Origin of the sequence: Marinobacter arenosus, assembly GCF_019264345.1 — a bacterium.
GTDB lineage: Bacteria > Pseudomonadota > Gammaproteobacteria > Pseudomonadales > Oleiphilaceae > Marinobacter > Marinobacter arenosus.
This window is the reverse complement of record NZ_JAHVAO010000001.1, coordinates 2662523-2688231: the sequence shown is the minus strand read 5'-3', so window position 1 is coordinate 2688231 and position 25709 is coordinate 2662523. Positions and strand designations below refer to the sequence as shown.

General features: G+C 63.4%; 22 protein-coding genes. 17 read left to right on the top strand and 5 right to left on the bottom strand.

Features of this window, described 5'->3' with window-relative positions; translation table 11 throughout:
• The first annotated feature begins 150 nt into the window (after nt 1-150).
• The 4 genes from KXD86_RS12270 to KXD86_RS12255 are packed head-to-tail and all read left to right on the top strand — an operon-like array spanning nt 151 to nt 4197.
• Nucleotides 151-1626: a DUF4331 domain-containing protein gene (locus KXD86_RS12270; RefSeq protein ID WP_218636292.1), complete on the top strand. Its 1476-nt coding sequence runs from the start codon at nt 151-153 to the stop codon at nt 1624-1626.
• Nucleotides 1627-1638: 12 nt separating this feature from the next.
• Nucleotides 1639-1875 (top strand): hypothetical protein, encoded by a 237-nt coding sequence (locus KXD86_RS12265; protein ID WP_218636291.1) that lies wholly within the window; start codon nt 1639-1641, stop codon nt 1873-1875.
• Nucleotides 1859-3073 (top strand): tetratricopeptide repeat protein, encoded by a 1215-nt coding sequence (locus tag KXD86_RS12260; RefSeq protein ID WP_228739377.1) that lies wholly within the window; start codon nt 1859-1861, stop codon nt 3071-3073. The genes KXD86_RS12265 and KXD86_RS12260 overlap by 17 nt, the downstream gene beginning before the upstream one ends.
• Entirely contained in the window at nt 3070-4197 is a 1128-nt protein-coding gene (locus KXD86_RS12255) for a HupE/UreJ family protein (protein ID WP_218636290.1), read from the top strand. Before KXD86_RS12260 ends, KXD86_RS12255 begins: the two co-directional genes overlap by 4 nt.
• Before the next feature lie 59 nt (nt 4198-4256).
• On the opposite strand, the gene KXD86_RS12250 is transcribed toward KXD86_RS12255, so the two are convergent.
• Complete coding sequence (locus KXD86_RS12250; RefSeq protein ID WP_218636289.1) at nt 4257-4868, bottom strand: hypothetical protein; 612 nt, start codon at nt 4866-4868, stop codon at nt 4257-4259.
• 122 nt (nt 4869-4990) lie between these two features.
• Nucleotides 4991-6484 carry an amidase gene (locus KXD86_RS12245; RefSeq protein ID WP_218636288.1) on the bottom strand — a complete coding sequence of 498 codons (1494 nt, stop codon included), beginning with the start codon at nt 6482-6484 and terminating at the stop codon, nt 4991-4993.
• 52 nt (nt 6485-6536) lie between these two features.
• Between KXD86_RS12245 and KXD86_RS12240 the strand changes: the two genes are divergently transcribed.
• Together KXD86_RS12240 and KXD86_RS12235 are read left to right on the top strand one after the other, a co-directional pair.
• The gene (locus tag KXD86_RS12240; protein ID WP_218636287.1) at nt 6537-7664 is read left to right on the top strand and encodes a lysozyme family protein; all 1128 of its coding nucleotides are present in this window, start codon (nt 6537-6539) and stop codon (nt 7662-7664) included.
• On the top strand, nt 7655-8416 hold the full coding sequence (locus KXD86_RS12235) for a sulfite exporter TauE/SafE family protein (protein WP_218636286.1): 762 nt from the start codon (nt 7655-7657) through the stop codon (nt 8414-8416). Before KXD86_RS12240 ends, KXD86_RS12235 begins: the two co-directional genes overlap by 10 nt.
• A 28-nt stretch (nt 8417-8444) precedes the next feature.
• Here the strand turns inward: KXD86_RS12235 and KXD86_RS12230 are convergent, their stop codons facing one another.
• On the bottom strand, nt 8445-10790 hold the full coding sequence (locus tag KXD86_RS12230) for a diguanylate cyclase domain-containing protein (RefSeq protein WP_218636285.1): 2346 nt from the start codon (nt 10788-10790) through the stop codon (nt 8445-8447).
• Nucleotides 10791-10997: 207 nt separating this feature from the next.
• On the opposite strand from KXD86_RS12230, the gene KXD86_RS12225 reads away from it, so the two are divergent.
• The 8 genes from KXD86_RS12225 (at nt 10998) to KXD86_RS12190 (ending at nt 17832) form a co-directional block, all read left to right on the top strand.
• Nucleotides 10998-11801, top strand: a complete 804-nt coding sequence (locus tag KXD86_RS12225) for a MotA/TolQ/ExbB proton channel family protein (protein WP_218636284.1) — start codon at nt 10998-11000, stop codon at nt 11799-11801.
• On the top strand, nt 11788-12183 hold the full coding sequence (locus KXD86_RS12220; RefSeq protein WP_218636283.1) for an ExbD/TolR family protein: 396 nt from the start codon (nt 11788-11790) through the stop codon (nt 12181-12183). The genes KXD86_RS12225 and KXD86_RS12220 overlap by 14 nt, the downstream gene beginning before the upstream one ends.
• Entirely contained in the window at nt 12180-12587 is a 408-nt protein-coding gene (locus tag KXD86_RS12215; RefSeq protein ID WP_218636282.1) for an ExbD/TolR family protein, read from the top strand. Before KXD86_RS12220 ends, KXD86_RS12215 begins: the two co-directional genes overlap by 4 nt.
• Nucleotides 12584-13324, top strand: a complete 741-nt coding sequence (locus KXD86_RS12210; protein WP_218636281.1) for an energy transducer TonB — start codon at nt 12584-12586, stop codon at nt 13322-13324. Before KXD86_RS12215 ends, KXD86_RS12210 begins: the two co-directional genes overlap by 4 nt.
• Before the next feature lie 317 nt (nt 13325-13641).
• Nucleotides 13642-14490: a formate/nitrite transporter family protein gene (locus tag KXD86_RS12205; protein ID WP_218636280.1), complete on the top strand. Its 849-nt coding sequence runs from the start codon at nt 13642-13644 to the stop codon at nt 14488-14490.
• Nucleotides 14491-14563: 73 nt separating this feature from the next.
• On the top strand, nt 14564-16291 hold the full coding sequence (locus tag KXD86_RS12200; protein WP_218636279.1) for a bifunctional protein-serine/threonine kinase/phosphatase: 1728 nt from the start codon (nt 14564-14566) through the stop codon (nt 16289-16291).
• A gap of 211 nt (nt 16292-16502) precedes the next feature.
• Entirely contained in the window at nt 16503-17021 is a 519-nt protein-coding gene (locus KXD86_RS12195) for an Hcp family type VI secretion system effector (protein WP_007155157.1), read from the top strand.
• A 118-nt stretch (nt 17022-17139) separates the two neighbouring features.
• On the top strand, nt 17140-17832 hold the full coding sequence (locus tag KXD86_RS12190; RefSeq protein WP_228739376.1) for a hypothetical protein: 693 nt from the start codon (nt 17140-17142) through the stop codon (nt 17830-17832).
• Nucleotides 17833-17839: 7 nt separating this feature from the next.
• On the opposite strand, the gene KXD86_RS12185 is transcribed toward KXD86_RS12190, so the two are convergent.
• A complete protein-coding gene (locus tag KXD86_RS12185; protein ID WP_312846287.1) occupies nt 17840-20536 on the bottom strand; it encodes a nitrate reductase in 2697 nt (898 codons plus the stop codon).
• Nucleotides 20537-21038: 502 nt separating this feature from the next.
• Here KXD86_RS12185 and KXD86_RS12180 point away from each other — a divergent pair.
• The 3 genes from KXD86_RS12180 to KXD86_RS12170 are packed head-to-tail and all read left to right on the top strand — an operon-like array spanning nt 21039 to nt 24327.
• Complete coding sequence (locus KXD86_RS12180) at nt 21039-22427, top strand: CmpA/NrtA family ABC transporter substrate-binding protein (protein WP_218636278.1); 1389 nt, start codon at nt 21039-21041, stop codon at nt 22425-22427.
• Between the two features lie 23 nt (nt 22428-22450).
• On the top strand, nt 22451-23446 hold the full coding sequence (locus KXD86_RS12175; protein ID WP_218636277.1) for an ABC transporter permease: 996 nt from the start codon (nt 22451-22453) through the stop codon (nt 23444-23446).
• Between the two features lie 11 nt (nt 23447-23457).
• Nucleotides 23458-24327: an ABC transporter ATP-binding protein gene (locus KXD86_RS12170; RefSeq protein ID WP_218636276.1), complete on the top strand. Its 870-nt coding sequence runs from the start codon at nt 23458-23460 to the stop codon at nt 24325-24327.
• Between the two features lie 11 nt (nt 24328-24338).
• Here the strand turns inward: KXD86_RS12170 and KXD86_RS12165 are convergent, their stop codons facing one another.
• Entirely contained in the window at nt 24339-25637 is a 1299-nt protein-coding gene (locus KXD86_RS12165) for a nitrate- and nitrite sensing domain-containing protein (protein ID WP_218636275.1), read from the bottom strand.
• Between the last annotated feature and the right edge of the window lie 72 nt (nt 25638-25709).

Here is a 25709-nt window from a genome sequence, read left to right as displayed (position 1 = left end):
CCGTTTTTTATTGGCTCTGGTTCTGATACGCCCCGAATCGATCTCGGGATGCCAGACGCGGCAAAGATTATTTTTTCACCGACCTGCATCTTTCCTTCGAAGGCTTCCGTTTCCTCCTGTGAACCAACCACACAAGAAAAGGACAACGGAATGAACACGATTCTGAAACGCTCCGGCCTGGCCATTGCTGTCGCAGGCTTCTGTCTGAGTGCCAGCAGCGGCCACGCATCGAGTCACCGGGAAGCACCTTTCATCACCGAAATCCCGAAGGTTGATGGCACCGATTTTTACATGTTCCGCAGCTACGAGTCCGGTCGTGCGGATTATGTGACCCTTATTGCCAATTATCTGCCCCTGCAGGACGCCTACGGCGGCCCCAACTACTTCGATCTGGACGACGACGCGGTCTACGAGATCCACGTGGACAACAATGGCGATGCCCAGGAAGACATCACCTTCCAGTTCAGCTTTGAAGACCAGCTCAATGACATCCAGTTACCGGTGGGTGACGAAGGCAGCCAGGAAATGGTCTCCGTGCCGCTGAAAAACATCGGCGACGCCACGGTGGCTGGCAACGTGCAGTTGCAGCAGCAGTACACCGTGTCAGTGATCCGGGGCGACCGCCGGAACGGACGGTCCTTTGCCTCCACCAACGTCACCACCGGAACGGGCAGCTTCAGCAAGCCCCTGGACAACATCGGCGACAAGTCCTTCGCGGACTACGCCAGCTACGCCGACCAGCATATCTTCGGCCTGACCATTCCGGGCTGCAGCACCGACGGCCGGGTCTTCGTCGGCCAGCGCAAGGAAGCGTTCGCGGTCAACCTGGGTGAGATCTTCGACCTGGTCAACACCAACCCGCTGGGCCCGCGCGATGGCGAAGGCCCGGGTGACCTGGCCAACAAGAACGTGACCTCGTTCGCCCTCGAAATCCCCACCGACTGCCTGACTGGCACGGCCGCCAACTCCAACGGCCAGCCGGTCATTGGCGCCTGGACGACGGCCAGCGTTCGCCAGGCCCGGATCATCAACCCCGGCCCGTCCTCCAATGGCAAGGGCGCCACCGTGGAGGGCGGTGCCTACACCCAGGTTTCCCGACTCGGCATGCCACTGGTCAACGAGGTGGTGATCGGCCTGAAGGACAAGGACCAGTTTAACGCCAGCGAGCCGAAGGACGACGGCCAGTTCGCGACCTACGTGACCCATCCGACCCTGCCGGAACTGCTGGAAATCCTGTTCGGGGATGCCGGCGCTGTCGCGCCCAACAACTTCCCGCGGACCGATCTCGTCACCGCCTTCCTGACCGGTGTGCCCGGCGTCAACATGCCGGTGGGCGTTACCACCTCGGAAATGCTGCGACTCAATCCGACCATCGCGGCAACCCCGGCAGGTTCCCAGAATGACCTGGGTGTCCTCGGCGGCGACAACGCCGGCTTCCCGAATGGCCGGCGCCCGGTCGATGACGTTGTCGATGCGGCGCTGCGAGTCGCGATGGGCGCGCTCACCGAAGACGCACCGAACCGAGATGTTCCGTTCACCGATGGCGTTCAGCTGGATCCCGCTGAGCTCAGAACCACCTTCCCGTACCTGGCGACCCCGATCCCGGGTTCACCGAACGGTCTGTAAGGGGGACTGTGTATGCTTTCCATCGGTAAAATCGGACTGGCGTTCCTCACGGCGGTTGCCCTGTCAGGCTGTTTCAGCGATTCCGGCAATTCCGGACAGGGCCCGGTCCTGACTCTCGATTTCACCTCGTTCGTCACGGCGCAGGTCAAGGCCACGGCGGACACGACGGCTCCCGAGCGTCTTGATCGAATCGAGTTCAGCTTTAACGACCAGAACAACCCGCAGGCGTTCGATGAGCTGCTGCGGTAACCCACCGCGTCGCCGGACCCACACGGGCCTGTCTCCGGCGTCGACGCTCCCTGCCCTCCGGGGCAGGGCTTTTTGTTTCTGGATCGGGCTGGCCAGCCTGATGGCCTGGCCGTTCCCGGCCGTTTCGGCGCCAGCCCCGATCCGTACCGATTTCGCAGACGACGCGATTCTCGCCCGTCTGCCCGACGCCGTCCCCCGCGCCACTCAGGTGCCATCGAACGCAGGTGCCATGGCCGACGAGGTCCAGACCCTCATCGACCAGGCGCGGGGAACCGGCGACCCGCGCTTCCTCGGCTACGCCGAACGTCGCCTCCAGCAATGGCCGGACGAGGCCATGACCGATCGTCTGCGGGTTTTGCGGGCCACCCTGGCCCAGAGCCTCCACCGCTTCGACGAGGCCCGACAGGATCTGACCACCGTGATCGACCAGAGCACCGATCGCCGGCAACGCCTCCAGGCCCGGCTGACCCTGGCCAACCTGGAGACTGTTCAGGGGCGCTATGACCCGGCCCGGACACATTGCCAGCGCCTGTCAATGGCCTACCCCGGCCTGATAGCCGCCAGTTGCCTGGCCCAGGTGGATGCCCGTTCCGGCGATGCCCGGGCGGCCTATGAGCGTCTGGCAGACCGGCTTCTGGCCTCCGGGAACAGGGAGTCGGTTGGCCATCTCTGGGCGCAAGGCACTCTGGGCGACATCGCCGCGCAGCTGGGGCTGGCCTCGGCCGAGAGACACTGGCAAGCGGTTCTCGCCGGCAACCCGGAGGATCTCTATGTGCGCACACAACTGGCCGATTGGTACCTGAGGGACCAACAGCTCGAATCGGTCCTGGCACTGACCCGTGGTTACGAGCAGGTCGACGCCCTTGCCGTGTTGCGGGCGATTGCCATGCACGAGGCCGGGCATCCCGGTAAGGAGGCGCTCGCCGACCGGCTGCGGGAGCGATTCGAGGAAGCCCAGTGGCGCGGCGCGTTGCTGCATAAGCGGGACTTCGCCCGGTTCCAGCTGGCCATTGAGGCGCAACCGGACATCGCGCTCCGATACGCCATGGCGAACTGGCAGACACAGCGTGAACCTCTCGACACGGCGCTGGCGATCCGGGCGGCGCTTGCCGCTGGCGACCGAGCCGCCCTCAGCACGCTACAACGCTGGCTGACGACCACCAATCAGTCCGACGCACGCTATCCGGAGGTGCCATGAGACGGCCCGAACCCTGCCTGCGGCTGACCCTGACCCTGTGTCTGATGATGGTTCTGGCCAGCCAGGCCCACGCCCACAAGGCCAGCGACAGCTTCCTGTACGTCGACACCGGCCGGTCGGAGCTCAGGATTGACGTGGCCCTTCGCGACCTTGCCCTGCTTCTTCCGCTGGACCAGAACGGCGATCAACAGGTGTCGGGCCGCGAGATTCGGGCCCAGCGAGCCGGCATGACCCGAATCCTGGAATCGGGCGTCACGGTGGCCAGCGCCTCCGGGACCTGTGCCCTGGCCGGAGCGGACTGGGGCATCAGCACCCACAGCGACGGTCACTACGGTGCCGCCAGGTACCGACTGGACTGTCCGAACGGCGAACCGCCGGCAACCTTGAGTTACCAGCTGCTGTTCGACCGCGATAGCCTGCACCGTGGCCTTGTCCGCATCGACTCGGGCGATCGAGAAACCCTGGCAGTACTGTCGCCGGACCAGCGCCAAGTCGATCTCCTGCCCGGGTCGGCACCCGGGCGCTGGCGCACCTTCACGACCTTTCTCCGCGAAGGGGTCATCCACCTCCTGATCGGCCTGGACCACATCCTGTTCCTTCTGGTGCTGGTCTTGCCCGCCAGCCTGATGACCGCTTCACCGGGCAGGAGTGAGTCGCCCGGCCTGCGGCCACGGCTGATCCAACTCGCCGGCATTGTCACGGCGTTTACCCTGGCCCACTCGGTCACCCTGGCCCTGGCCGCCCTGGAGATTGTCCGCCTGCCCATTGCCTGGGTGGAAACCGTGATTGCCCTGTCCATTGCCCTGGCTGCTCTGAACGTGCTCTGGCCGGTCCTGGGCCGGAAGACCTGGAAACTGGCGTTCGGCTTCGGGCTTGTGCATGGTTTCGGCTTTGCCAGCGTCCTCGGCGACCTGACCGGCGGCGAGGCCAATCTGGCCATTGCCCTGGCCGGTTTCAACCTGGGCGTCGAGGCAGGGCAGCTGGGCCTGCTGATCCTGGGCTTCCCGGTGCTTTACCTATTGGCGCGATTCCGGGTCTACCAGCGCGCCCTGGTGCCCGCCATGCTGGCTGGCGTCGGGGGGATCAGTCTGATGTGGGTGATCGAACGGGCGGCCTCCATCTGAGGACCCGAGGTGGATCGTCAACGCCGCCGGCGCACGGAGCCCCGGCGGCTGTAGGAGGATCAGTGCAGGGCGCGCATCTGACGCGGGTAGAGTGCGGCGGTCACTTCCGGCTCTTCCAACAGGTCGGCCAGTTCCCGGTCGACCGCGGTTTCCTCGCCTTCATCCGGTAATGGCTCAAACAAGGTGCTGAGCCAGGCCGTGACGGACGGCGCTTCGTCCCGTTTGTAGTCGGTGGACAGCGCCTTGATCCGGCGGAAGCCGATGATGCGCTGGTGTTTTGGATCCCGAATCTGCTCGAACCCTCGCCAGTACACGTGATCACGGGTGTGCAACTGGACAAACAGGGTGTCGATCGGGCTGCTCTCGCCCTCTCCAGGGCTCTCCGCCGCATCCTCCGAGCGTTGTTCCGCCTCCGGTTCGGGTTTCTTCTGACGGATGGTGGTCCAGGCCGGGTACAGCACCGCCACCGCATCCGCTTCCACATGCTCGCGGGCAGCGCGGAGGATCAACCCCCAGCGGGCCTTGTCGGCATCGGTTTCAAGGGAATTAATGGGCAAGTCGTAGCTTTGTTCGCTGGACAGGACGATTGCCATCATCGGGGCATCCAGCTCCCCCATGGCCTCGGCCTGTGCTACTGATACCAGATCATCGATTGCCATCGGTTGGTTCATAATACGCTCGCCTCCTCGATGCCATCAGGGTCTGTCAGGAAGAATGGGTCTCCCTGACAAACAGCATAGCCTGTTCCGCACACAAAGATAAACGTGGAGTTTTGGCAAGCGGATCACAAGCCCTACCCATCGAAGGCGTTCTCCAGGCGCTCATACTGACCGAACCAGGGGTTCGCTTCCTCCAACTGGGCCGCCAGTTGCAGCAGCCGGACTTCGTCCCCATGACGCCCACCGAACTGAACGCCCACGGGCAGGCCGGACGCCGTCCAGTGCATCGGGACCGACATGGCGGGAGTCCCGGTCAGGTTCGCCAGTTGGGTAAAGGGCGTACGGGCCAGGCTTTCCAGCGCCATCTGATCAACCTGGCCGGTACGGTGCACCAGCTTGCCCGCTTTCAGCGCCAGCATCAGTCGGGCGGCAATCTTCAGGTGGGCCGGGGTCTCCAGCTCCCCGATGCGAGCCGGAAGCTGGCCGGTGGTGGGGCACAGATACAGATCGTAGCTGCCGAAAAACGCGCCGAGCGCACGGGCAAAGTCGTTCCACTGCTGCCGGCGCCGAACGTAATCGGACAGGGGCATGGAATTGCCCAGCATGCCGATCAGTCGGGTATCCAGCTCGAAGTCTTCGTCCCGGGCCCCGAAGCGTTCCCGGGCCTGCGCCATCAGCGCCGATACTTCACCGAAATACAACCCCAGGTAACAGCGGGCCAGCGCCATACCATCGAATTCCGGCCGGGCGTATTCCACCTTGTGACCCAGGTTTTCCAGCACCCGGGCCGTCGCCTCCACTGCGGCCACACAGTCTGGCGCAACCTCGGTATCGTAGGGCGAGGAGGTGAACACACCGATTTTCAGGGTACCCGGCGATTGCTGGCTCAACTGGGAAAAAGGCGCCGGCGGCGCGGGAATGGCGAAGGGGTCGCCGGAGGCCGGACCGCTGAGGATGTCCAGCATCGCCGCGCTGTCCCGCACGGTCCGGCTGACCACGTGATCGGTGGAGGCACCGGTCCAGGCCTCACCAACCAGCGGGCCGCTGGAAATCCTGCCCCGGGAAGGCTTCAGGCCGAACAGGCCATTGTAGGCGGCCGGGATACGAATGGATCCGCCACCGTCGTTGGCTCCGGCCATGGGCACGATGCCCGCGGCCACGGCCGCTCCGGAGCCGCCACTGGACCCGCCGGGGGTAAGGTCGGTATTCCACGGGTTGCGGGACGGGCCCCAGAGCTCGGACTCCGTGACCGCTTTCAGGCCGAATTCGGGCGTTGCCGTACGGCCCAGAAACACCAGGCCACCGTCCCGGGCACGCCGGACAAACTCGGAATCCTGGGTCGCCACATTTCGGGTGAGGCCCCGACTGCCATAGGTACAGGGGTGACCGGCCTGTTCCTGGGCCAGGTCCTTGAGCAGCAGGGGAACACCTGCGAAGGTCGCCTCCCTGGGAAATTCCTGGCCGGGTGCTTCAGAAAACTGCGGGTAACAGATAGCATTCAGGGTGCCGTTCACCCGGGTGGCCCGCTCCGTCGCCGCCTCGCAGATTTCACGTGAGGTAACCTCCCCTCGCCGGATCAGATCGGCCAGTGCGGTGGCGTCATACCTCAGATATTCTGATTGCTTCATCATAGGTTCCGTTTGTTATTGTGTTATCGGGAAGGTCACGGACGTTACGTGTATGAACTGGAGACTGACGAGCTTACGACAGCTCTGCCTGATTTTCATCCTGGCGTGCACAGGCCTGAGCCAGGCCAGTGCCGACGCAAACCCGCCAACTACCCCGGCTGACTGGACCCGGGTGGTGCGGGATACACCCTACTGGGCGAGCCAGGGGGTGTACAGCAACATCCTGACCATCCGCGGCTGGGTACTGCGGGAATCCGGCTACTGCGCCGAAACCGAGCGCCACATCCTGTTCGACATGCGCGGTCAGTTCCTGGCCTGGATTTCAGACGGTTCAGACCGCGACGAAACCCAGCAACGCCTCAACGACACCCGCCGCTCCTTGCATGAGAAGACGCGTACCGACACCTGGCTCCCCGGAAAAACCGACCAGACCGGCTACCCGTTCGCGCTCGCCTGCAACCAGCCCCACGTCAATCTGGATGAAGCAGTGGCCCGCTACCTCGGCACCCTGCCCGCTGATCGCCTCTGGGGCGCCTGGGACGATCTCTCGTTCGCGTCCGGCGAGCAGCCAGGCTCGTTGCATGAGGCCCTGATGTATGTGTACCAGACCCGTATGGCTCAGGACCGGCTGGACCTGCCCCAGGCCCTGCCACGCTACCTCGCCGGCCAGCTCCTGATCGAAAGCGGTGGTCAGGTCCGGGCCCATTCCGGCGCCAATGCCCGCGGCATCCTGCAACTGTCACCGTCGGCGCTGTCGGACTGCCGGATCAAACCCCGCAACTACTGGCACCGGCTGGCGCAGATTGACTGTGCACTCCGTCTGATGGACCAGAACGCCAGCAATCTCCGGCCGGTCTTCGAGCAACGGTTTGGCAATCTGCCCGACGCCAAACAACAACGCCTGTTCACGCTCCTGCTGGTGCAGGCCTACCACGGCGGCGCCGGGCGCGTTGAAGCGCTGCTGGTGGATGACGAGCTGTCGAAGCCCGCCGCCTATTTTGCCGAGCACCACCAGCGTTTCACCGCGGGCGACATCGCGTTCGGCATGGTCTTCCACAATCTGGGCCGTGATCGCCTGGGGCTGGCCTCGCTGTACTACGTCGCCGACGTGCAACTGGCAACGGAAGCCCTGTGCCGGTCTCCTCGGCTGGCCACCACGGAATTCTGTGAATGGAACTGACCCTGCTGCCGGACAGCCTGAGCGTACCTGTCGCGACCTTTCTGCTGGCCTGCTCGGTTCTGACCTCCATGATCACCGCCAGTCTCGGTGCCGGGGGCGGCGTTTTGCTGCTGGTGGTGATGGCGACCTGGATGCCGCCTGCCGCCATTATTCCGGTGCACGGCATGATCCAGCTCGGTTCCAACGGCGGGCGCGCCTTGCTGACCCGCAAACAGGTGGACTGGAAGGTGATCGCTGCGTTCGCCCCAGGCGTGGTGGTTGGCGCCGGTTTGGGCGCCTGGCTGCTGGTCGACCTGCCCGCGCCGGTCTGGCAACTGACCATCGGCCTGTTCGTACTCTACCTGTGCTGGGGGCCACCGCTGCCCAGGCGATCCTTCGGCAACACCGGTATTTTCCTGGCCTCCGGGCTCACCAGCTTTGTCAGCCTGTTCGTGGGCGCCACCGGACCGCTGGTGGCGGCCTTCATCAAGCAGATCCACATCGACCGTTTCGCCACGGTCGCCACCTTTGCCACGGCCATGACCCTGCAGCACGCGCCCAAGGCGCTGGTGTTCAGCGTTGCAGGATTTGTCTTTCCGGATTGGCTGCCGTTTATCCTGGCGATGATTGCCAGCGGGTTTGCCGGGACCTGGCTGGGCCTTCACCTGCTCCGATCACTGAGCAACCGGTGGTTCCATCACACCTTTAACGTGGTCCTGACGCTGCTGGCGTTGCGGCTGCTGTGGCAGGCTGGCAGCGCCAGCAGCTGGTGAGCCTGACATGTCCGGGACGGACCAGGCACTAGTCGTCGGAGGGTGCCGGAACCACCACGACCGCATTTCGACCCCGGGACTTGGCGATGTAGGAACCCTCGTCGGCACGGGAAATCACTTCCCTGGGCCCGCTGTCGCCCGAGGTCAGTTCGGTCAGCCCGATGCTGGCGGTGACCCCGAAATGTTTGCCGTCCTGCTCGATCCTCAGCTCCGCCACCCGCGAACGGATACGTTCCGCCAGCGCTTCGGCCCGTTCGAGGCCACAGGCCGGAAGAATGATGCCGAACTCGTCTCCCCCCAGCCGGGCCACGATGTCGGACTTGCGCACCGCATCCTTGAACAGGTCCGCCAGCCGTTTCAGCAGATCGTCCCCCAGGAGATGGCCGCCCTCGTCATTGACCGGCTTGAAATGGTCCAGGTCGATCAACATCAGCACCGAGCGCTCGCGCTGCTGAGGCACGTCCGCCATGCACTTGATGAGCGCGGAACTGAACGCCCGGCGATTGAGTAGCTGGGTGAGACTGTCGTGGGTTGCCTCCCAGGACAGTCGCTCTTCTTCGCGGCGGCGTTCGCTGTCATCCCGGATCACAAACACCATGCGTTCGTTGTGCTTGCCCTGACGCACGTGAAGCATGGTCAGGTCGATGTCGAAAACCTCGTCCTTCTGGTTGCGCAGCGTACCGTACAGACTGTCGACATTGTCGCCGGTCAGAAAATCGGTGTGGGCAAGGGGCCCGTCGTTGCCCTCGATGACCACCAGATCGAAGAAATTGCGTTTGACGCAGTTACCCTCGGTGCCCAGGAACACGCAGGCCGCCTCGTTGGCGTAGCGGATACGGCCCTGGACATCCACCATCAGAACCCCCTCCTGCAGCACACCGAGAATATGTTCCGCCCGCTGCTGTTCTTCCCTCAACGCTTCCTCGACTTCGAGCTCGCGGGAAATATCCCGTACCACCGTGATGCTCCCCAGCGCCTTTTCCGGGGTTTCGATCACCGCCGTCATCACATCGCCCCAGATCAGCTCCCGCTCGCCGCGACTCGGGATCCGGAAACGGCCCCGGAAAATTTCCTTATTCCTGAGAGCCTGTTGCCATCCGTTGCGGACAGTCTCCCGATCGCCTTCGTAAACACCGTTGATCAACTGCGTGTGCTGGAGTTCGGAGGCGGGCTGGCCGATCAGCTTCTCGAACGCGGGGTTCACGAAATCAATCCGGCCCAGGACATCGGTCTGCACGATGCCGATCGGGGCACTCTGGGTCAGTGAACGGAAGAAGGCTTCACGTTCGGCCAGCGAACCCAGGACCTCCTCACGCTCGTCCATGACCGTGTTGAAGATTTCGGCCACCTGGCGGATCTCCCGTCCGCCGGATACATCCACCGGGTTGGTGCGAACCCCGAGGTGGCGCTCGTTGATCTGCCGACCGAGTGCTCGCAGCGGCGCCATCAGACGCTGGAACACCCACAACGCCAACGGCCCGATGACGGCGATGACGGCAAGCAGGGTCCAGCCAAACGCATCCGCCATCCGGGTTAGCGGAGCGAAGGCTTCACGGGCCGGCCACACCACCGCCACGAACCAGGGCACCTGCGCCATCTGCTGCACCGACATGATGGCGCTTTCACCCTGGCCATCGCGGGTCTGCCGGGTGCCCTCGAAGCCCCCCATGGCGTCCTTAAGCACCGGATTCCCTACCCGAACCGGGACCATGACCTCATCGCTTCCGCCATGGGCCAGGGTCACCCCACTGCGCGTGCCAATTTCGAGATACCCGGTCTTGCCGACCCGCAGTCCGGCAAACTCTTCCATGAAGTTGGAGCCCTTGAGGAGGATCGCCCCGCCAATCATGCCGAGGAACTTTTGCCGATGGTCAAAAATGGGCGCCGCGATCATGACCGCCGGCTTGTCCTGGTAATTCGAGATGTAGGGATCGCTGATCACCGGCGTCATGTGATGGGATACGTTCTGGAAATACTCCCGGCCACTGACGTTAAGACCGGTTTGTTCATACGCCTCGGGGTACTCGGCCAGGACCACGCCGGTGGCGTCGATCAGATAAAGGCCATCAAAAAGGTGTTGCAGAGCGGTTTGCTGACGGATGAGCACGCGCGCGCGGGCACTGAGCGCAGTCTCGTCCATGGTGAAGCTTTCGGCGACATGGCTGAGGGTTTCCAGACGCAGGGCAAGTTTGTCGTCCAGTTCACTCGCCACCAAACGGGCCATGGTTTCTACCTGGTCTCGCGCCTGTTGTTCGAGCTCACCCTGACTGAGCAGGGAACCAACAAGGGTAACTACCAAGGCAGACAGAAGGATGACAACAATCACCAGGGCCACCGCGCGATTAACGAGGCTCCCAAACCAACGTTTGATCATCGCAGCGTTCCAACTCCAAATACTGGGGCGTTACGGTAAATAGAGACTCTCCCCTCCTGACCGCCGCACCCATAATGGCAGCAGGTCTTGATCACGGATCCCTGAAGGAATCTTAACAGAGCCTTCGGGAATGTCAGGTTACACCTTGCAAACTTAGTGATAATCGTTATTATTTAGATCACCAACTTCAGTACCGAGTCGTAGACCATGCCAGACACTGCCACGCTCTCTGCAACCGAACCCTTTGGCGGCCTGCTTTCCCGTTTGTTCGATATGGGTGGCCCGGTCATGATGGTCCTTGTGGCTATCGCTGTGGCTGGTGCAATTACCTTCGTCTATTTGATGCTGATGGGCGCGTTATACGCGCCCCGGCTCACCCCCAGACTTAAAAAAATTGTGACAATCTGGCAACAATCGCCCGGGCAAGTGCAGCCATCACAACTGCGCCGGCAGGTAAGCGCGGTCGGTCGCCTGAACCCGATGCTCCACCTGGTCGCAGACACCATTGAGGCCTGCCAGCAACGGCAGGACATCGAGCGGGTTCGCAGCACCGTAGCCCGGGATGCCCAACACGCCCTGGAGCCGTTCGAGGCGCCGCTCAAAATCATTGAGGTAATCGCCGCCCTGGCGCCATTGCTCGGACTGCTCGGCACCGTCATGGGCATGATGGACGCATTCGGTGCCATGGCCGCAACGGAAGGCCGTGCCAACGCCGCCCAACTGAGCGGTGGGATCTACGAAGCACTGACCACAACGGCGGCAGGCCTGATCATCGCCATTCCGTTTGCGGCACTGGCCGCCTGGATCGAATTCCGACTGCGGCGGATCCACAAAACCATCGACGGCACCCTTGTCACGGTGCTGAACGTTGCCACCCAGGAAGCGGCCACACCCGAGGGGCAGGCCGTGGATGCGGAATCAACCCCCGCCGGCAGCGCCCGACCGACTGCGGACCACGCGCCGGGCTATTCGAATCCGGGCCGACCGCGCTTTGCCCATGCAACTGGTTGAACCCCGCCCCAGGCGGCCCATCCCCATTCGGATCACCCCGCTCATCGATGTGGTGTTCATTCTGCTGGTGTTCTTCATGCTCACCAGCCGGTTGCTACCGGTGGGCTTTCTGGAACTCGGCAACGCCACGCCCGAGCGAACCCCGGCAACCGGTCCGTCGATCCCGGAACTGACCGTGATCGGGCCGGACGAGGTACTTTGGCAGGATAAGCCCCGCACCCTCGAGGACCTGATGACCGGCCTGGCAGCCGCCGGCATTTCGGAAGTGAACCTCACCACCCGGCCTGACACCGAGCTCGGCGCTTTCACCCGGACGCTCAGCCGACTGGACAGCGCCGGCATCGACACCCACTGGAAACGTGCGACCACGCAGACACCATGACCCAACTGGTTCCCCCGCCGTCGACCTCAGGCAAAACACTGATGGAACGCGTGGAAGACGCGCTGCTGCCCCTGATCAATCTGGTTTTCCTGCTGCTGATGTTTTTCATTGTCGCGGGCCAGATTGCTGATGAGCCGTTACCCGAGCTTCCCGGCGCCTCGGATTCCAGTGAACAGCCCCCCCACGCCGACCTGCTGGTCACCGCCAGTGGAGTCTGGCAGGTAGCCGGTGAAACGCTCACCGCCAACACCCTGATTGACCAACTGCCAGCGCCCAATGCCGACCGCCCCCTGACAATCGCCGCCGCCGATTCTATCGCCATGGCGGACCTCGAAGCGCTGTTCCGGGTCCTTGAGCAGGGCGGGTATACCGACGTCGTGCTGCTGACGGAACCGGCATCATGACCACGATTCCCCGCGCTGCGCGCGCCGTCCTGCTGCTGGTCGCCGTCCTGATTACTCTGGTGGCCAGCCTGCTGGTGGCCCCGGATCAACTCGTTCGACTGCCGGCCCTGGGCGATGCGGCGATCAACACGGCGCCGGCGATCCGGATCAGCCTGGCGACAGAGTCCGAACCAACCCCGGAGCCACGCCCCGCGCCGCAACCGGCGGAACCGGCGCCCCCCCAAAAGCCAGAGCCAGAGCCAGAGCCAGAGCCAGAGCCAGAGCCAGAGCCAGAGCCAGAGCCAGAGCCAGAGCCAGAAACGCTACCTGAACCCACGCCGGAGCCAACACCCGAGCCGGTGATGGAAGCCCCGTCAACGCCGACCGAACCGGCATCGGACAGTGCCAGCGCCGAACCCACGGCCCAGCCGCAAAGCCAGCAGGTGGAACTCAATGCCGGGCGCTCGGATGCGGTCGATAACTACCTGACCCGGCTGGCTCGACACCTCAGCCGATTCTACGATTACCCCCAGCGCGCCCGCCGCCTGGGGCAGGAGGGCATGCCGGTGGTGGTGTTCAGTTTCCGGCGCGACGGCTCCCTGCTGGAGCACCGCCTGAAAACCGGATCCGGACACCAGCTCCTGGATGGCGCCGCCCTGGACATGCTGGAACAGGCCGCCCCGCTACCGCCCGTCCCGCCCGACATGAAGGGTCAGAGCTTCCGTTATGCCCTGCCGGTCCGGTTCCGGCTGCGCTGAGTCATTCAAACACCTGTTCCAGCGTGCAGCATGTCGCTGAAAAACGCACTGAACGGGTGCGCCCAGTTCCGACCCCGGACTCAACGGAACCCGCGCCTGGCCCAGGAAATGCCGGCAAGCCTCTGAAATAAAATATCTTTCATAACCGGCCACACACTCTGGCACGGTCTCTGCAACTCTCCCGGTAACGGGGCCAATGTCGGCTCTGTTCACAGCGACAGAATACTTTTCAGACGACGGCGTCTGCTCACCCCTGCATCCTTGAACGTGGCAGCGGGTGGGTAGCGCCGTTTTTTTGTGGGCGAGAGGAACGAGCTATGTCTTATATTTTACCTTCGGAGTTCGTCACCAAGATGGTGGACGCCGGTGAATCGAAGATTTACATGTCGACGCGGGACACGCTGATCCGGGCCTTTATGGCCGGTGCCATCCTGGCGCTCGCGGCCGCGTTTGCCATCACCATTGCGGTAGAGACCGGCGTCTTCCTGATCGGCGCCATCCTGTTCCCGATCGGTTTCTGCATGTTGTACCTGATGGGCTTCGACCTGCTGACCGGTGTGTTCATGCTGACGCCCCTGGCACTGCTCGATAAGCGCCCGGGGGTCACGCCGAAAGCCATCCTGCGTAACTGGGGCTGGGTTTTCCTCGGCAACCTTGGTGGTGCGCTGACCGTTGCGTTCATGATGGCCTTTATCTTTACCTACGGTTTCAACACCGACCCGGGCGCCGTCGGCGCCAAAATTGCCAGTGTCGGCGAAGCCCGCACCCTGGGGTATGCCGAGTACGGCGCGGCTGGCTGGGCCACCATTTTCATCCGCGGCATGCTGTGCAACTGGATGGTGTCCATGGGCGTGGTTGGCGCCATGATCTCCACCAACGTCAGCGGCAAGGTACTGGCCATGTGGATGCCGATCATGCTGTTCTTCTTCATGGGCTTCGAGCATTCCATCGTGAACATGTTCCTGTTCCCGTCGGCCATCATCATGGGCGGTGAGTTCTCGGTCATGGACTACCTCTGGTGGAATGAGATCCCGACCGTACTGGGCAACCTGGTGGGCGGCCTGGCCTTCACCGGCCTCACCCTGTACACCACCCACGTGCGTACGGCTCCGAAGCGTCCGGCTCCGGCAGCTTACGACGACTCTGCACTGGCGAATCGTGCCTGAGCGTTGCACTGCTCCGGCCGCCGCACAGGCCGGATTGCCCCCGCCGGTGTCACCACCGGACGGGGGCTGATTTATGTCAGCCACCCTGGACGTTACCGTCGGCCAGTATTCGGATCAGGGCCGCAAGGCCCTGAACCAGGATTTTCACGGCCTGTTGATTCCCGACAACCACCAGCGTGTGACCAAGGGCATCGCCGTGGCCATTGCGGATGGCATCAGCTCCAGCAATGTCAGCCAGGTGGCCAGTGAATCGGCGGTGGCCGGCTTCCTCAACGACTACTTTTCCACGCCCGACACCTGGTCGGTCAAACAGTCCGCCCAACGGGTCCTTCGGGCCACCAACGCCTGGCTCCACGCCCAGACCCGACAGAGCCAGTATCGATACGACCACGACCGGGGCTATGTCTGCACCCTGAGCGTGATGGTGCTCAAGTCCACAACGGCCCACGTCTTCAACGTCGGCGACTCCCGGATTTACCGGATTCACGACCGCGAGCTGGAGCAGCTCACCACAGACCACCGACTCTGGCTGTCCCGAACCGAAAGCTGCCTGACCCGGGCCATGGGCATGGAACATCGCCTCGATATCGATTACCGCGAGGCACCGCTGCGCGCCGGGGACCGGTTTCTCCTCACCACTGACGGTATCTACGAGCACCTGTCGGAAAGCGAGATCCTCCGGTTGCTCGAAGACGGGGGCGACGACCTCGATGCCACGGCCGAAGCCATCGCCAGGGCCGCGTTCGCCGCCGGCAGCGACGACAACCTGACGGTTCAGATCGTCCGGATTGATGCCGTGCCGGATGCCCGCGAAGCCCGTGAGCTTTACCGGGAGCTGGGGCAACTGCCCTTTGCCCCCGAGCTGGCCCCCGGCCAGATGCTCGACAGCTACCGTATCGCCCGGCAGCTCCATGCCAGTGGCCGAAGCCACGTGTTCCAAGCCAGGGACGAGTCCAGCCAGACGCCGGTGGTCATCAAGACTCCGTCCATGGACCTGCGGGACGACCGCCAGTACCTGGAACAGTTCGCCGCCGAGGAGTGGATTGCCCAACGCATCAACAACCCCCACGTGGTTCGACCCTTCGCGCCCGAACGACCACGGAGTCGCGTGTACCTGGTGACGCACTTCGTGGAGGGCCGGACCCTGAAACAGTGGATGCTGGACCATCCGGCCCCGGACCTGGAGACCGTGCGAAACCTGGTCGAACAGGTGGGGCGCGGCTTGCGAGCCTTCCACCGGCTGGAAATGGTGCACCAGGACCTGAAACCGGAGAACATTCTGGTGGACGCCGAGGGTACCGTGACCCTGATCGATTTTGGCGCCACCCGGGTCGCCGGCCTGCAGGAGTTGGGCGACAGCGACCCGCCGACTCACCCTCGGGGCGCGGCGCTGTACAGCGCCCCGGAAACGTTTCTGGGGGAACCGGCCAGTTGGCGGGCCGACCAGTTTTCGCTCGCCGTCATAACCTATCAGTTGTTCACCGGGCGGCTTCCCTACGAGGCGGAAGTGCCGAAGATCCGCAACCGCGCTCAGCAGCGCCGGCTCACCTACCAGTCTGCCCGCCCCTATCGCGAGGACATTCCTGTGTGGGTCGACGACGCCTTGAGTCGGGCCCTGCACCCGGAACCCCACCGACGCTATCCGGCCCTGTCCGAGTTTCTCCATGACCTGCGCCAGCCCGGGGCCGACTGGCAGAACCGCCATCGGCCACCCCTGATCGAACGGCACCCGGTAACCTTCTGGCAAAGCGTGTCTGCACTGCTGCTTCTGGCACTGCTGGCGTCTCTCGCATTCGACTGAGATTCATCGGGCCACTTCTTGCCCGGCCAGCAAGGTCTGGCCCGGACCCCGGGCACGCGGTTGCCTCAGCGCAGCCACCAACCTCCTGAAAATTCTGTGGGCGACTGTTTTATATGCCTTTTTCCGAGCTGGCACGGCACTTGTACTGGTTGAGCGGTGTCCAGGGAAATCCTCGGGGACACGTTTTCATTCACACGTCATGGAGCAGACTATGCCAACTCCCTGTTACATCAGTATCGAAGGCCAGACTCAGGGCAACATTACCGCCGGTGCGTTCACATCCGATTCCGTCGGCAACATCTACGTGGAAGGTCACGAAGACGAAGTGCTGGTCCAGGAATTCAGCCACGTTGTGACGGTGCCCACCGACCCCCAATCCGGTCAGCCGTCCGGTCAGCGGGTGCACAAGCCGTTCAAGTTCACCTCGGCGCTGAACAAGGCCACCCCGCTGATGTACAACGCCCTGGCCTCCGGCGAAATGCTGCCCAAGGTTGAACTGAAGTGGTACCGCACCTCCGTGGAAGGCAAGCAGGAACACTTCTTCTCCACCATCCTCGAAGATGCCACCATCATCGACATCCAGTGCAACATGCCGCATTGCCAGGACGCCGCCAGCGCCGATTTCACCCAGCTGGTGACGGCCTCCCTGTCCTACCGCAAAGTCACCTGGGAGCATGCCGTGGCCGGCACCTCCGGTGCGGACGACTGGCGCTCGCCAATCGAGGGCTGAGGGCTCGCGGGTAATCCCGCCACCATGGTCGGCCGACGCGCTGGCCGTGGTGCTTTTTACCCCTGCGCCGGCAACGGGTATCATGGAACCCGATGTCCTTGAATGAAGTAACCGCTCGATGAAAAGTGCTCAGGCCAGACAACTCGGCCAACTGATGTGCGACACCACCTACGACGTACTCTGGCAACCCGCGGCTGACTGGGTTCGAAACCGCTCTCCGGGCAGCTCGCTGACGTGCAGGGTCGGGTCGGGCCAGGCCACCTACCACCGCTTTGATCCCCAGCAGAAACAGCACTTGATTACCTACGGCGTTCGCATGGTTGAGGCCAAGTACCGCCCCGATACGGCCCAGGGCTGGCTTTCAAGCCGGGAGATCCGTCAACGGGCCTACTTCGGCGGGCAACTGAGCCCACTCAATCTGCTGGCCCACACCTGCTGCCATGAGTTCGCACACCTGTTGCAACAAAGTGCCGGCCAACGGTATCGGGGCTCGGTGCACAACCGGCATTTCTACGGCATCCTGGATGAGCTCTATGAAAGCGGTGGCGCCGAGGCGACACGCCAGACCCTCGCTGACCGGGCCGCCGACGCCGGCGTGGCCCTGTCCGACGTCGAATTCGAAATGCCGGACCCGATGGCCGAACGGTCTAACTGGCAGGTGGGAGAGGCCGTCGTCTTCGGCTCGGGCGCGCGGGAGGTGCGCGGCAGCATTCTCCGGGTCAACCGCAAGACGTGCACCGTCCGGGCAATCGGGCGTACCCGGAGCGTGCGCTACCGGGTACCGATCCAGATGCTGCGCAAGCTGAACTGACCGCCGATCAGGAAGCCAGTGTCGCCCGCTGCGGCAGCGTGTCCTCCAACAAACCGCGCAATTCCGGCACGCAGGAGCCGCAATTGGTCCCGCACTTCAACGCCTCGCCCAGTGCCTCAACACTGTGCTGGCCGGCGCGAATGGCACTCTCGATCTGTTTTTCACCGATCTGGAAGCAACTGCACACCAGGTCCCCCACGTCTTCGGTGTCCACCGATCGGGCGGCGAGCAGGCATTGACGCTGCTCCCGACTTAACCGCTCGGCTCCGAAACACTCATCCAGCCAGGCCAGATCCGGCAAGTCGGCGGCGGCTGTGTCGACCAACAAAACCGCCTGCAACTTACCATCCAGAATCCGGGCCGCCCGGAACCGGCCACAGGCGGGATCTCCCATCAACACCTGGGGCGCTCCCCCGAGCCAGGCTTCAACCTCACGGGCCCAGTCCACCGGTTGGTGTCCCGCCAGCCACCAGCTTTCACTGTGACTCAGCGGTTGCCGGCTCCAGTAGCCGTCCGGGCGGGCCTGGTCCGGTTGCCAGTTGTGGCCCGGACGCCGCATCAGTCGCGCCTGCCACCGGGTCGGCTCCGGCGCCAGGCTGGCAACGCCGTGCTTGCCCTCCGGCTGACCGGAGACCGGGTCGGTGACCGGCATCATCAAGCTGGTCGCGGTGGCCTCGGAGGCAAACCGCCTGTTCCAGTGGATCGGCACGAACACTTCACCCGGCCGCTGATCCTCGGTGACCCTGACCCGGCCGACGTAAGCGGCAGAGTCTTCACCGGTCAGTCGACCCAAATCGCCGTCCCGGAGGTTTAGCGGCCGGGCATCGTCCGGATGCACCTCGATAAACGGTTCCTGGCGATGCGCCAGCAGCCGCGGCGCCAGAGCGGTCCGGGTCATCGTGTGCCATTGGTCACGGATCCGCCCGGTGTTCACCACGATCGGGTGGACGGGGGTCGGCACCTGGCCCGAGGTAATCGTGGACACCGGGACCAGACGGGCGCGCCCATCGGGCGTCGAAAAGACACCGTCTGAATACAGCCGCCGGGTGCCGGACAGCTGTCCCGAGGCGTCGACAACCAGGGGCCACTGCACGGGCGCCAGCAGGTCATACCCGGCTTCCGAGAGGTCATTGAGGGCACCAATGTCAAACTTTCGCTGTCCGTAGGCCTCGCGGGCCGCCAGACCGGACAGCGCCGCATGCTCCCGGAAGATCGCCGCCGGCGTCTGGTAATCAAAGGCCTGGCCATGCCCCAGCTCCCGGGCCACGGCACTCAGTATCCACCAGTCTGGCCGTACCTCGCCAGGCAGCGGCAGGAACGAACGCTGGCGCGAGATACAGCGCTCGGAATTGGTCACGGTGCCGTTCTTCTCACCCCAGCCGGCGGCGGGGAGCAGAATATCGGCATATTCGGTGGTGTCGGTTTCCGCCACGCAGTCGGACACGATCACGGTGGGGCAGCGGGCCAGTGCTTCGCGCACCCGTGCCGAACGGGGCAGGCTGACCGCCGGATTGGTGCCCATGATCCAGAGGACTTTGATGTCGCCCCGGTGTACCGCCTCAAACAGGTCCACCGCCTTCATGCCCGGACCCTCGGGGATGGCTTCGGTGCCCCAGAATCGCGCCACCTGTTCCCGGGCTCCCGGGCTGTCGTAATCCATGTGCGCCGCGAGGGTGTTGGCCAGCCCGCCGACTTCCCGGCCACCCATGGCATTGGGTTGCCCCGTAAGCGAGAAGGGACCGGCACCGGGTAAGCCAACTCGACCGGTCGCCAAGTGGCAGTTAATGATGGCGTTGCATTTATCGGTACCCGCCAGCGCCTGGTTGATACCCTGGGAAAAGCCCGTGACCGTGCGCGGCGTCTGCGCAAACCAGCGATAGAAGCGTTCAACATCGCCAACCGGAAGATCGCACTGTTGGGCAACGGAAGTCACCGAGGGCGCCGCCTCGAGGGCCGCCTCGAGGGATGCGTCATAACCCTGGCAGTGTCGCGCCACGTAGTCATGGTCGACGGCCCGGTGTTTTGCCAGCCACACCAGCAGGCCGTTAAACAGGATGGTGTCGGTGCCCGGCTTCAGTTTCAGGTGCAGGTCCGCCAGTTCAGCGGTTGCCGTTCGGCGGGGATCGATCACCACCACCCGCCGCCCCGACCGGCCCGCGGCCTTCATCCGCTGGTACAGCACCGGATGGGCCCAGGCCGCATTGCTCCCGGCCAGCACCAGCAGGTCCGCCAATTCGACATCCTCGTAACAGCCCGGCACGCAGTCCTCGCCGAAGGCCCGTTTGTGAGCCGCCACCGCCGAGGACATACACAGCCGGGAGTTGGTATCCACGTGGGGCGTACCGATGAAACCTTTGGCCAGCTTGTTGGCCACATAATAGTCTTCGGTCAGCAACTGGCCCGACAGGTAGAAGGCCACGGACCCGGGCCCGTGCTCAGCCACGACCTCTCGTATGGCCCCGGACACAGCGGCCAGAGCTTCCGCCCAGGTGCGATCCGCTCCCGCCACCCGGGGCGACAACAACCGACCGGTTGGCACCAGGGTTTCATGCAGTGCAGAGCCTTTGACACACAGGCGACCCTGGTTCGCCGGATGGTCCTGATCGCCGGTAACCCCATCGGGGCGCGCGGCAACACCGCAGCCAACGCCACAATAAGGGCAGGTGGTCTTGATCCCGGTTGCGGAGTTCAGCTTGGTATCCACGTTTCATCCTCTTGGCTCACAAGCAAAAAGCCCCTCGACTGCACACGGGTGATCCGTTGGGCAGTGGAGGGGCTTCGTTGCCTGGTTTCAATAATGGGTCGGTTTCTGGCAATTCACGGTGCAATAACAGGGCCAGTGCGTCCCCGATCGGAGGATCGAGGCCCCAGGCCTGTGGCCATGCCGCCCCGGGGCCGGCACCCGACACCAACCCCGACGTTCGTCTTTGCCGAAACCCGGGTCAGCGGGGCCACAATGGTGCAAAAAACCATCAAGATGCACTAAAACGACTCGGTCCAGACAGCGGAAGCTCCGTCCATGAGCTGCGCCGGTTTTTCTTACCTCCTGTTTTCACGCATTTTTTTATCACTGGCACAGGCTGTGCAGACTATCTCCGTGAACATTCGAGAACATCACAGATTCGACAGGCATAGGCGCCTGCTTTCCGGCAACGGAGGGCAGGCGCTTTTTTTTTGCCTGAAAGAACATCGCGAGGTAAGGAACCATGAAGACATCCCTGACAATCGTCACCGGAACACTCCGACAACTGGCCGGACTGGCCACGGCAGTCTCGCTGCTGACCGGTGCCAGCCTGACCCAGGCCGAGATTGGCGCGCCGGAGAAGCCGGACCTGAAACTGGGCTTCATCAAACTGACGGACATGGCACCCCTGGCTGTCGCCTGGGAACAGGGCTTCTTTATGGACGAGGGCCTGTTCGTCGAGCTGGAGGCTCAGGCCAATTGGAAAGTTCTGCTGGACCGGGTCATCACCGGTGAACTGGACGGCGCCCACATGCTGGCCGGCCAGCCTCTGGGCGCCTCCATCGGCTACGGCACCCAGGCCGACATCATCACCGCCTTCAGCATGGACCTCAACGGCAACGGCATCACCGTGTCCAACGATGTCTGGGAAACCATGAGCCAGCACATCCCCGAACAGGATGGCAAGCCCGTTCACCCGATCAGCGCCAGCGCACTGAAGCCGGTGGTGGAGGAATCCCGGGCCAAGGGCGAGCGGTTCCGCATGGGCATGGTGTTCCCGGTCTCCACCCACAATTACGAGCTGCGTTACTGGCTGGCCGCCGGGGGCCTGAACCCGGGCTACTACGCGCCCCAGCGCGGCGACACCAGCGGTACCCTGGAGGCCGACGTGCATCTGTCGGTCACGCCACCGCCGCAAATGCCGGCCACCATGGAAGCCGGGACGATTCAGGGCTACTGCGTCGGCGAGCCGTGGAACCAGCAGGCCGTGTTCAAGGGCATCGGGGTACCGGTGATCACCGACTATGAGATCTGGCCAAACAACCCGGAAAAGGTCTTTGGTGTCACCCAGGCCTGGGCCGAGGAGAACCCCAACACCCACCTGCACCTGTTGCGGGCACTGATCCGCGCCGCGCACTGGCTGGATGAGAACAACAACGCCAACCGGGAGGAAGCGGTCGAGATCCTGGCCCGTCCCAGCTACGTTGGCGCCGATGCCGAGGTCATCGCCAATTCCATGACCGGTACCTTCGAGTACGAGAAAGGCGATGTCCGGGAAGTGCCCGACTTCAACGTGTTCTTCCGCTACCACGCCACCTACCCGTACCCGTCTGACGCCATCTGGTACCTCTCGCAGATGCGTCGCTGGGGACAGATTCCGGAAGCCAAGTCGGACGACTGGTACATGAAGACCGCGGCCCGGGTCTACCGGGGCGACATCTATGCCGAAGCGGCCAAATCCCTGATCGAAGATGGCCTGATGAATGCAGAGGATTTCCCTGACTTCAGCCAGGAAAACTTCGCCCGCCCGGACCAGGGTGAGCTGATCGATGGTGTCGCGTTCACACCGCGCCAGCCCAATGCCTACATCGACAGCTTCGACATTGGCCTCAAAGGCTCCGAGACACCGTAACCGGGAGTACCCAGGAGAACGACATGAGTACGTCAACCACCCCCACTTCCAGAACCGGCGCATCCGGCTGGCTGAAACTGCTGGCTGACCGGTTCACCGGCGCCGAGCTGGCCCAGGGCGGCAAGCAGCTGCTGCTGCCGACCATCGGCATTCTGATTTTTCTCGGCTTCTGGCATCTGGCCGCACCCCAGGTGGACACATCGCTGGGCACCTTTCCCGGGCCGGCGCAGGTCTGGGAGCAGGGTGGACAGCTGTGGCAGGAACACGCGAACCAGCGGGCACGGGCGGACAAGTTCGTGACCATGCAGGAGGAGCGCAACGCCCGGATCCTGGCCGACAACCCGGAAGCCGAGGTCAAGATCCGTGATTACCCCGGAGCCCCGACGTTTCTGGATCAAGTCGTCACCAGTCTCATTACCGTGCTGGCGGGCTTCATACTGGCTACGATCATCGCCGTCCCCCTGGGCATCGTGTTCGGCCTGAACCGGTATTTCCAGGCCGCGGTCAATCCCCTGATCCAGATCTTCAAGCCGGTGTCGCCCCTGGCCTGGCTGCCGCTGGTCACCATGGTGGTGTCCGCCACCTACGTCAGTGACGATCCGATGTTCGAAAAGTCGTTCCTGACCTCGATGATCACGGTGACCCTGTGCAGCCTGTGGCCCACCCTGATCAACACCAGCGTCGGCGTCGCGGCCGTGAATCCGGATCTGCTGAACGTATCCCGGGTGCTGCGGCTGTCGTTCTGGACCCACGTCCGGAGGGTCGTCCTGCCGTCCTCGGTCCCGATGATCTTCACCGGCCTTCGGGTGTCCCTGGGCATTGCCTGGATGGTGTTGATTGCGGCCGAAATGCTGGCCCAGAGCCCGGGCCTGGGCAAATTCGTCTGGGACGAATTCCAGAATGGCAGCAGTCAGTCCCTGAGCCGGATCATGGTGGCGGTACTCGCCATCGGGTTTATCGGCTTCCTGCTGGATCGCATCATGCTGCTGATCCAGAAGAAAGTCGCCTGGAACGAATAACGGAGATGATCATGACTAAAGCGCATTTGGAACTGACCGGGGTCGAAATGGCCTTCGATACCCCGAAGGGCCCCTTCGTGGCCCTGGACAACGTCGACCTGAAGATCAAGAAGGGCGAATTCGTGTCCCTGATTGGCCACTCGGGTTGCGGAAAATCCACGGTCCTGAACATCGTCGCCGGCCTGCTGCAGGCCACCAAAGGGGGCTGCGTACTGGACGGCCATGAAGTCAATTCACCCGGCCCGGAGCGGGCAGTGGTGTTCCAGAACCACGCACTGATGCCCTGGCTGACGGTGTACGAGAACGTGGAACTGGCGGTGCAGCAGGTGTTCCGCAAATCCATGGCCAAACAGGAACGCCGGGACTGGATCCATCACAATCTGGAACTGGTCAACATGGCCCACGCCGCCAACAAGCGGCCGGGGGAAATTTCTGGGGGTATGGCCCAGCGGGTGGGCATTGCCCGGGCCCTGGCCATGAAACCCAGCGTCTTGCTGATGGACGAGCCGTTCGGGGCACTGGATGCCCTGACCCGGGCGCACCTGCAGGATTCGCTGATGGATATCCAGCAGGACCTGAACAACACGGTGATCATGATTACCCACGACGTCGATGAGGCGGTACTGCTGTCCGATCGCATCATCATGATGACCAACGGCCCGGCCGCCACTGTGGGCGAGGATTTGCACATCGACCTGCCCAGACCCAGGAACCGGGTCACCCTGGCCGACGATCCGACCTACGTGCATTACCGGCAGGAGGTCCTGAAATTCCTGTACGAGAAACAGCGCAAGCTGGAACACATAGCGCCCCGACGGGGCGGCCAGCCTGCTGAGACAACCCCGGAGACAAAGAAGGCTGCCCAGGCCGCACGGGCCTGAGCCGTTCCGCCTTACTTCAGAACATCGGCCATGGAGACCAGGGCCCGGGCTACCTCGGGCAGCTTCTTGCCCTGGTCCATGGCCAGTTTCCGCAACACCCGGTGGGCCTCGTCGTTGTCGATCTTGCGATGGTCCATCAACAGCAACACCGCCTTCTCCTGGGTTTTCCGGTCTTCCAGGGCTTCCTTGGCGCTCTGCAACTCGTCATTCATCTGCTGAAGCCGGCGAGTCTGTTCCTGCACCAGATCGAAGATGGACCGGCCAAACTGCTGACCCACCCCGTCACTGTTCCAGGATTCTCCCGCCCGGGCATCGTCGCCGGAATCACATAACACCAGCAGCGGCTGGGACGACGTATCCTGCTGGTCCAGGGACGCGATCAGGGTTTCCTGGTGCGCCAGGGAATTGCGGGCCTCGGCAAAGCGCTCGACACAGCGGGTGTGAAAGCTGCCTTCCACCGCATCTTCGACTTTCTTGAGCTCATCCATGCGTTCGGACATCAGCGTGAACCAGTGGTCCGCCAGTTCCGGGTCGAGGGACTTGTAGCGACCGACTGAACAGCCAAGCTGGCGCAGGCGTTCGATTTCGGTTTCCCGATCGTTACCGCGCAGGGACTGCCATAATTCGCGACTCTGGTCATCGGCGAAGCTGACAAACACGTCGAAACAGCGCTCCTGTGCCTCAACAAGGTGCATCATGCGCGTTGACAGTGCATTGTCGAAGCCGCCACTGGAGAATCCGGCGGACCCCACCGCCCGCTCCTGACCACAGAACTCCTTGCCATTCATCAGGTGCACCATGGCCACCAGCAAGCCCGCGATGGACGGATCGACGGCCGTGTCGGCGGCCTCGAAAACGACGGTAATGAACTCGTGGATCAGGCCGCAATAGGCGTCGGTGGCTTCGGCAGCCGACAACGTGCGGTTCTCAACCCCGACCCGCAGGGCCGGTAGCGCCTCGAGGCCGTGCAAGGCACTGGCGATGTGGTTGAGGAGGTGACTGCTGACGGGGTGGGCCGTCAGTTCCTCATGCACTTCGGCCAGGGCCTGCTCGAAGATGCCCGCCAGGCGTTCTGACTCCGCGATTGTCGCCCGGCGCTCGGTCACAAACTTTTCGCCGCCGGACCCCAGGAATACGTTGGAGGCCCCACGCTCCCGCTGCAGGCCGTGCACCAGATTGCTGATGCTCTGGACCACCTTGCCCATCTGCAGGAAGTACTGGAGGTTCATCAATTCGCACTGCCGCGAGGCGATCAGGTAGTCCGCCGCGGACGGCGGAGTGGGGTTGTGCTGTTTTCGTCTGGTGTTCATGGCATGACTCCCGGCACGTGGCCGTACTTTCTCGATACCCAAGAACTCAGCAATTACCGCGCCAGCAAAAGG

Bases quoted from the DNA above. Each gene is read 5' to 3' on its own strand.
- KXD86_RS12220 (WP_218636283.1), top strand. From the start codon at position 11,788: ATGCAACTGGTTGAACCCCGCCCCAGGCGGCCCATCCCCATTCGGATC.
- KXD86_RS12180 (WP_218636278.1), top strand. From the start codon at position 21,039: ATGAAGACATCCCTGACAATCGTCACCGGAACACTCCGACAACTGGCC.
- KXD86_RS12200 (WP_218636279.1), top strand. From the start codon at position 14,564: ATGTCAGCCACCCTGGACGTTACCGTCGGCCAGTATTCGGATCAGGGC.
- KXD86_RS12205 (WP_218636280.1), top strand. From the start codon at position 13,642: ATGTCTTATATTTTACCTTCGGAGTTCGTCACCAAGATGGTGGACGCC.
- KXD86_RS12260 (WP_228739377.1), top strand. From the start codon at position 1,859: ATGAGCTGCTGCGGTAACCCACCGCGTCGCCGGACCCACACGGGCCTG.
- KXD86_RS12195 (WP_007155157.1), top strand. From the start codon at position 16,503: ATGCCAACTCCCTGTTACATCAGTATCGAAGGCCAGACTCAGGGCAAC.
- KXD86_RS12230 (WP_218636285.1), bottom strand. From the start codon at position 10,790: ATGATCAAACGTTGGTTTGGGAGCCTCGTTAATCGCGCGGTGGCCCTG.
- KXD86_RS12225 (WP_218636284.1), top strand. From the start codon at position 10,998: ATGCCAGACACTGCCACGCTCTCTGCAACCGAACCCTTTGGCGGCCTG.
- KXD86_RS12190 (WP_228739376.1), top strand. From the start codon at position 17,140: ATGAAAAGTGCTCAGGCCAGACAACTCGGCCAACTGATGTGCGACACC.
- KXD86_RS12255 (WP_218636290.1), top strand. From the start codon at position 3,070: ATGAGACGGCCCGAACCCTGCCTGCGGCTGACCCTGACCCTGTGTCTG.
- KXD86_RS12250 (WP_218636289.1), bottom strand. From the start codon at position 4,868: ATGAACCAACCGATGGCAATCGATGATCTGGTATCAGTAGCACAGGCC.
- KXD86_RS12235 (WP_218636286.1), top strand. From the start codon at position 7,655: ATGGAACTGACCCTGCTGCCGGACAGCCTGAGCGTACCTGTCGCGACC.
- KXD86_RS12215 (WP_218636282.1), top strand. From the start codon at position 12,180: ATGACCCAACTGGTTCCCCCGCCGTCGACCTCAGGCAAAACACTGATG.
- KXD86_RS12170 (WP_218636276.1), top strand. From the start codon at position 23,458: ATGACTAAAGCGCATTTGGAACTGACCGGGGTCGAAATGGCCTTCGAT.
- KXD86_RS12175 (WP_218636277.1), top strand. From the start codon at position 22,451: ATGAGTACGTCAACCACCCCCACTTCCAGAACCGGCGCATCCGGCTGG.
- KXD86_RS12165 (WP_218636275.1), bottom strand. From the start codon at position 25,637: ATGAACACCAGACGAAAACAGCACAACCCCACTCCGCCGTCCGCGGCG.
- KXD86_RS12245 (WP_218636288.1), bottom strand. From the start codon at position 6,484: ATGAAGCAATCAGAATATCTGAGGTATGACGCCACCGCACTGGCCGAT.
- KXD86_RS12210 (WP_218636281.1), top strand. From the start codon at position 12,584: ATGACCACGATTCCCCGCGCTGCGCGCGCCGTCCTGCTGCTGGTCGCC.
- KXD86_RS12265 (WP_218636291.1), top strand. From the start codon at position 1,639: ATGCTTTCCATCGGTAAAATCGGACTGGCGTTCCTCACGGCGGTTGCC.
- KXD86_RS12270 (WP_218636292.1), top strand. From the start codon at position 151: ATGAACACGATTCTGAAACGCTCCGGCCTGGCCATTGCTGTCGCAGGC.
- KXD86_RS12240 (WP_218636287.1), top strand. From the start codon at position 6,537: ATGAACTGGAGACTGACGAGCTTACGACAGCTCTGCCTGATTTTCATC.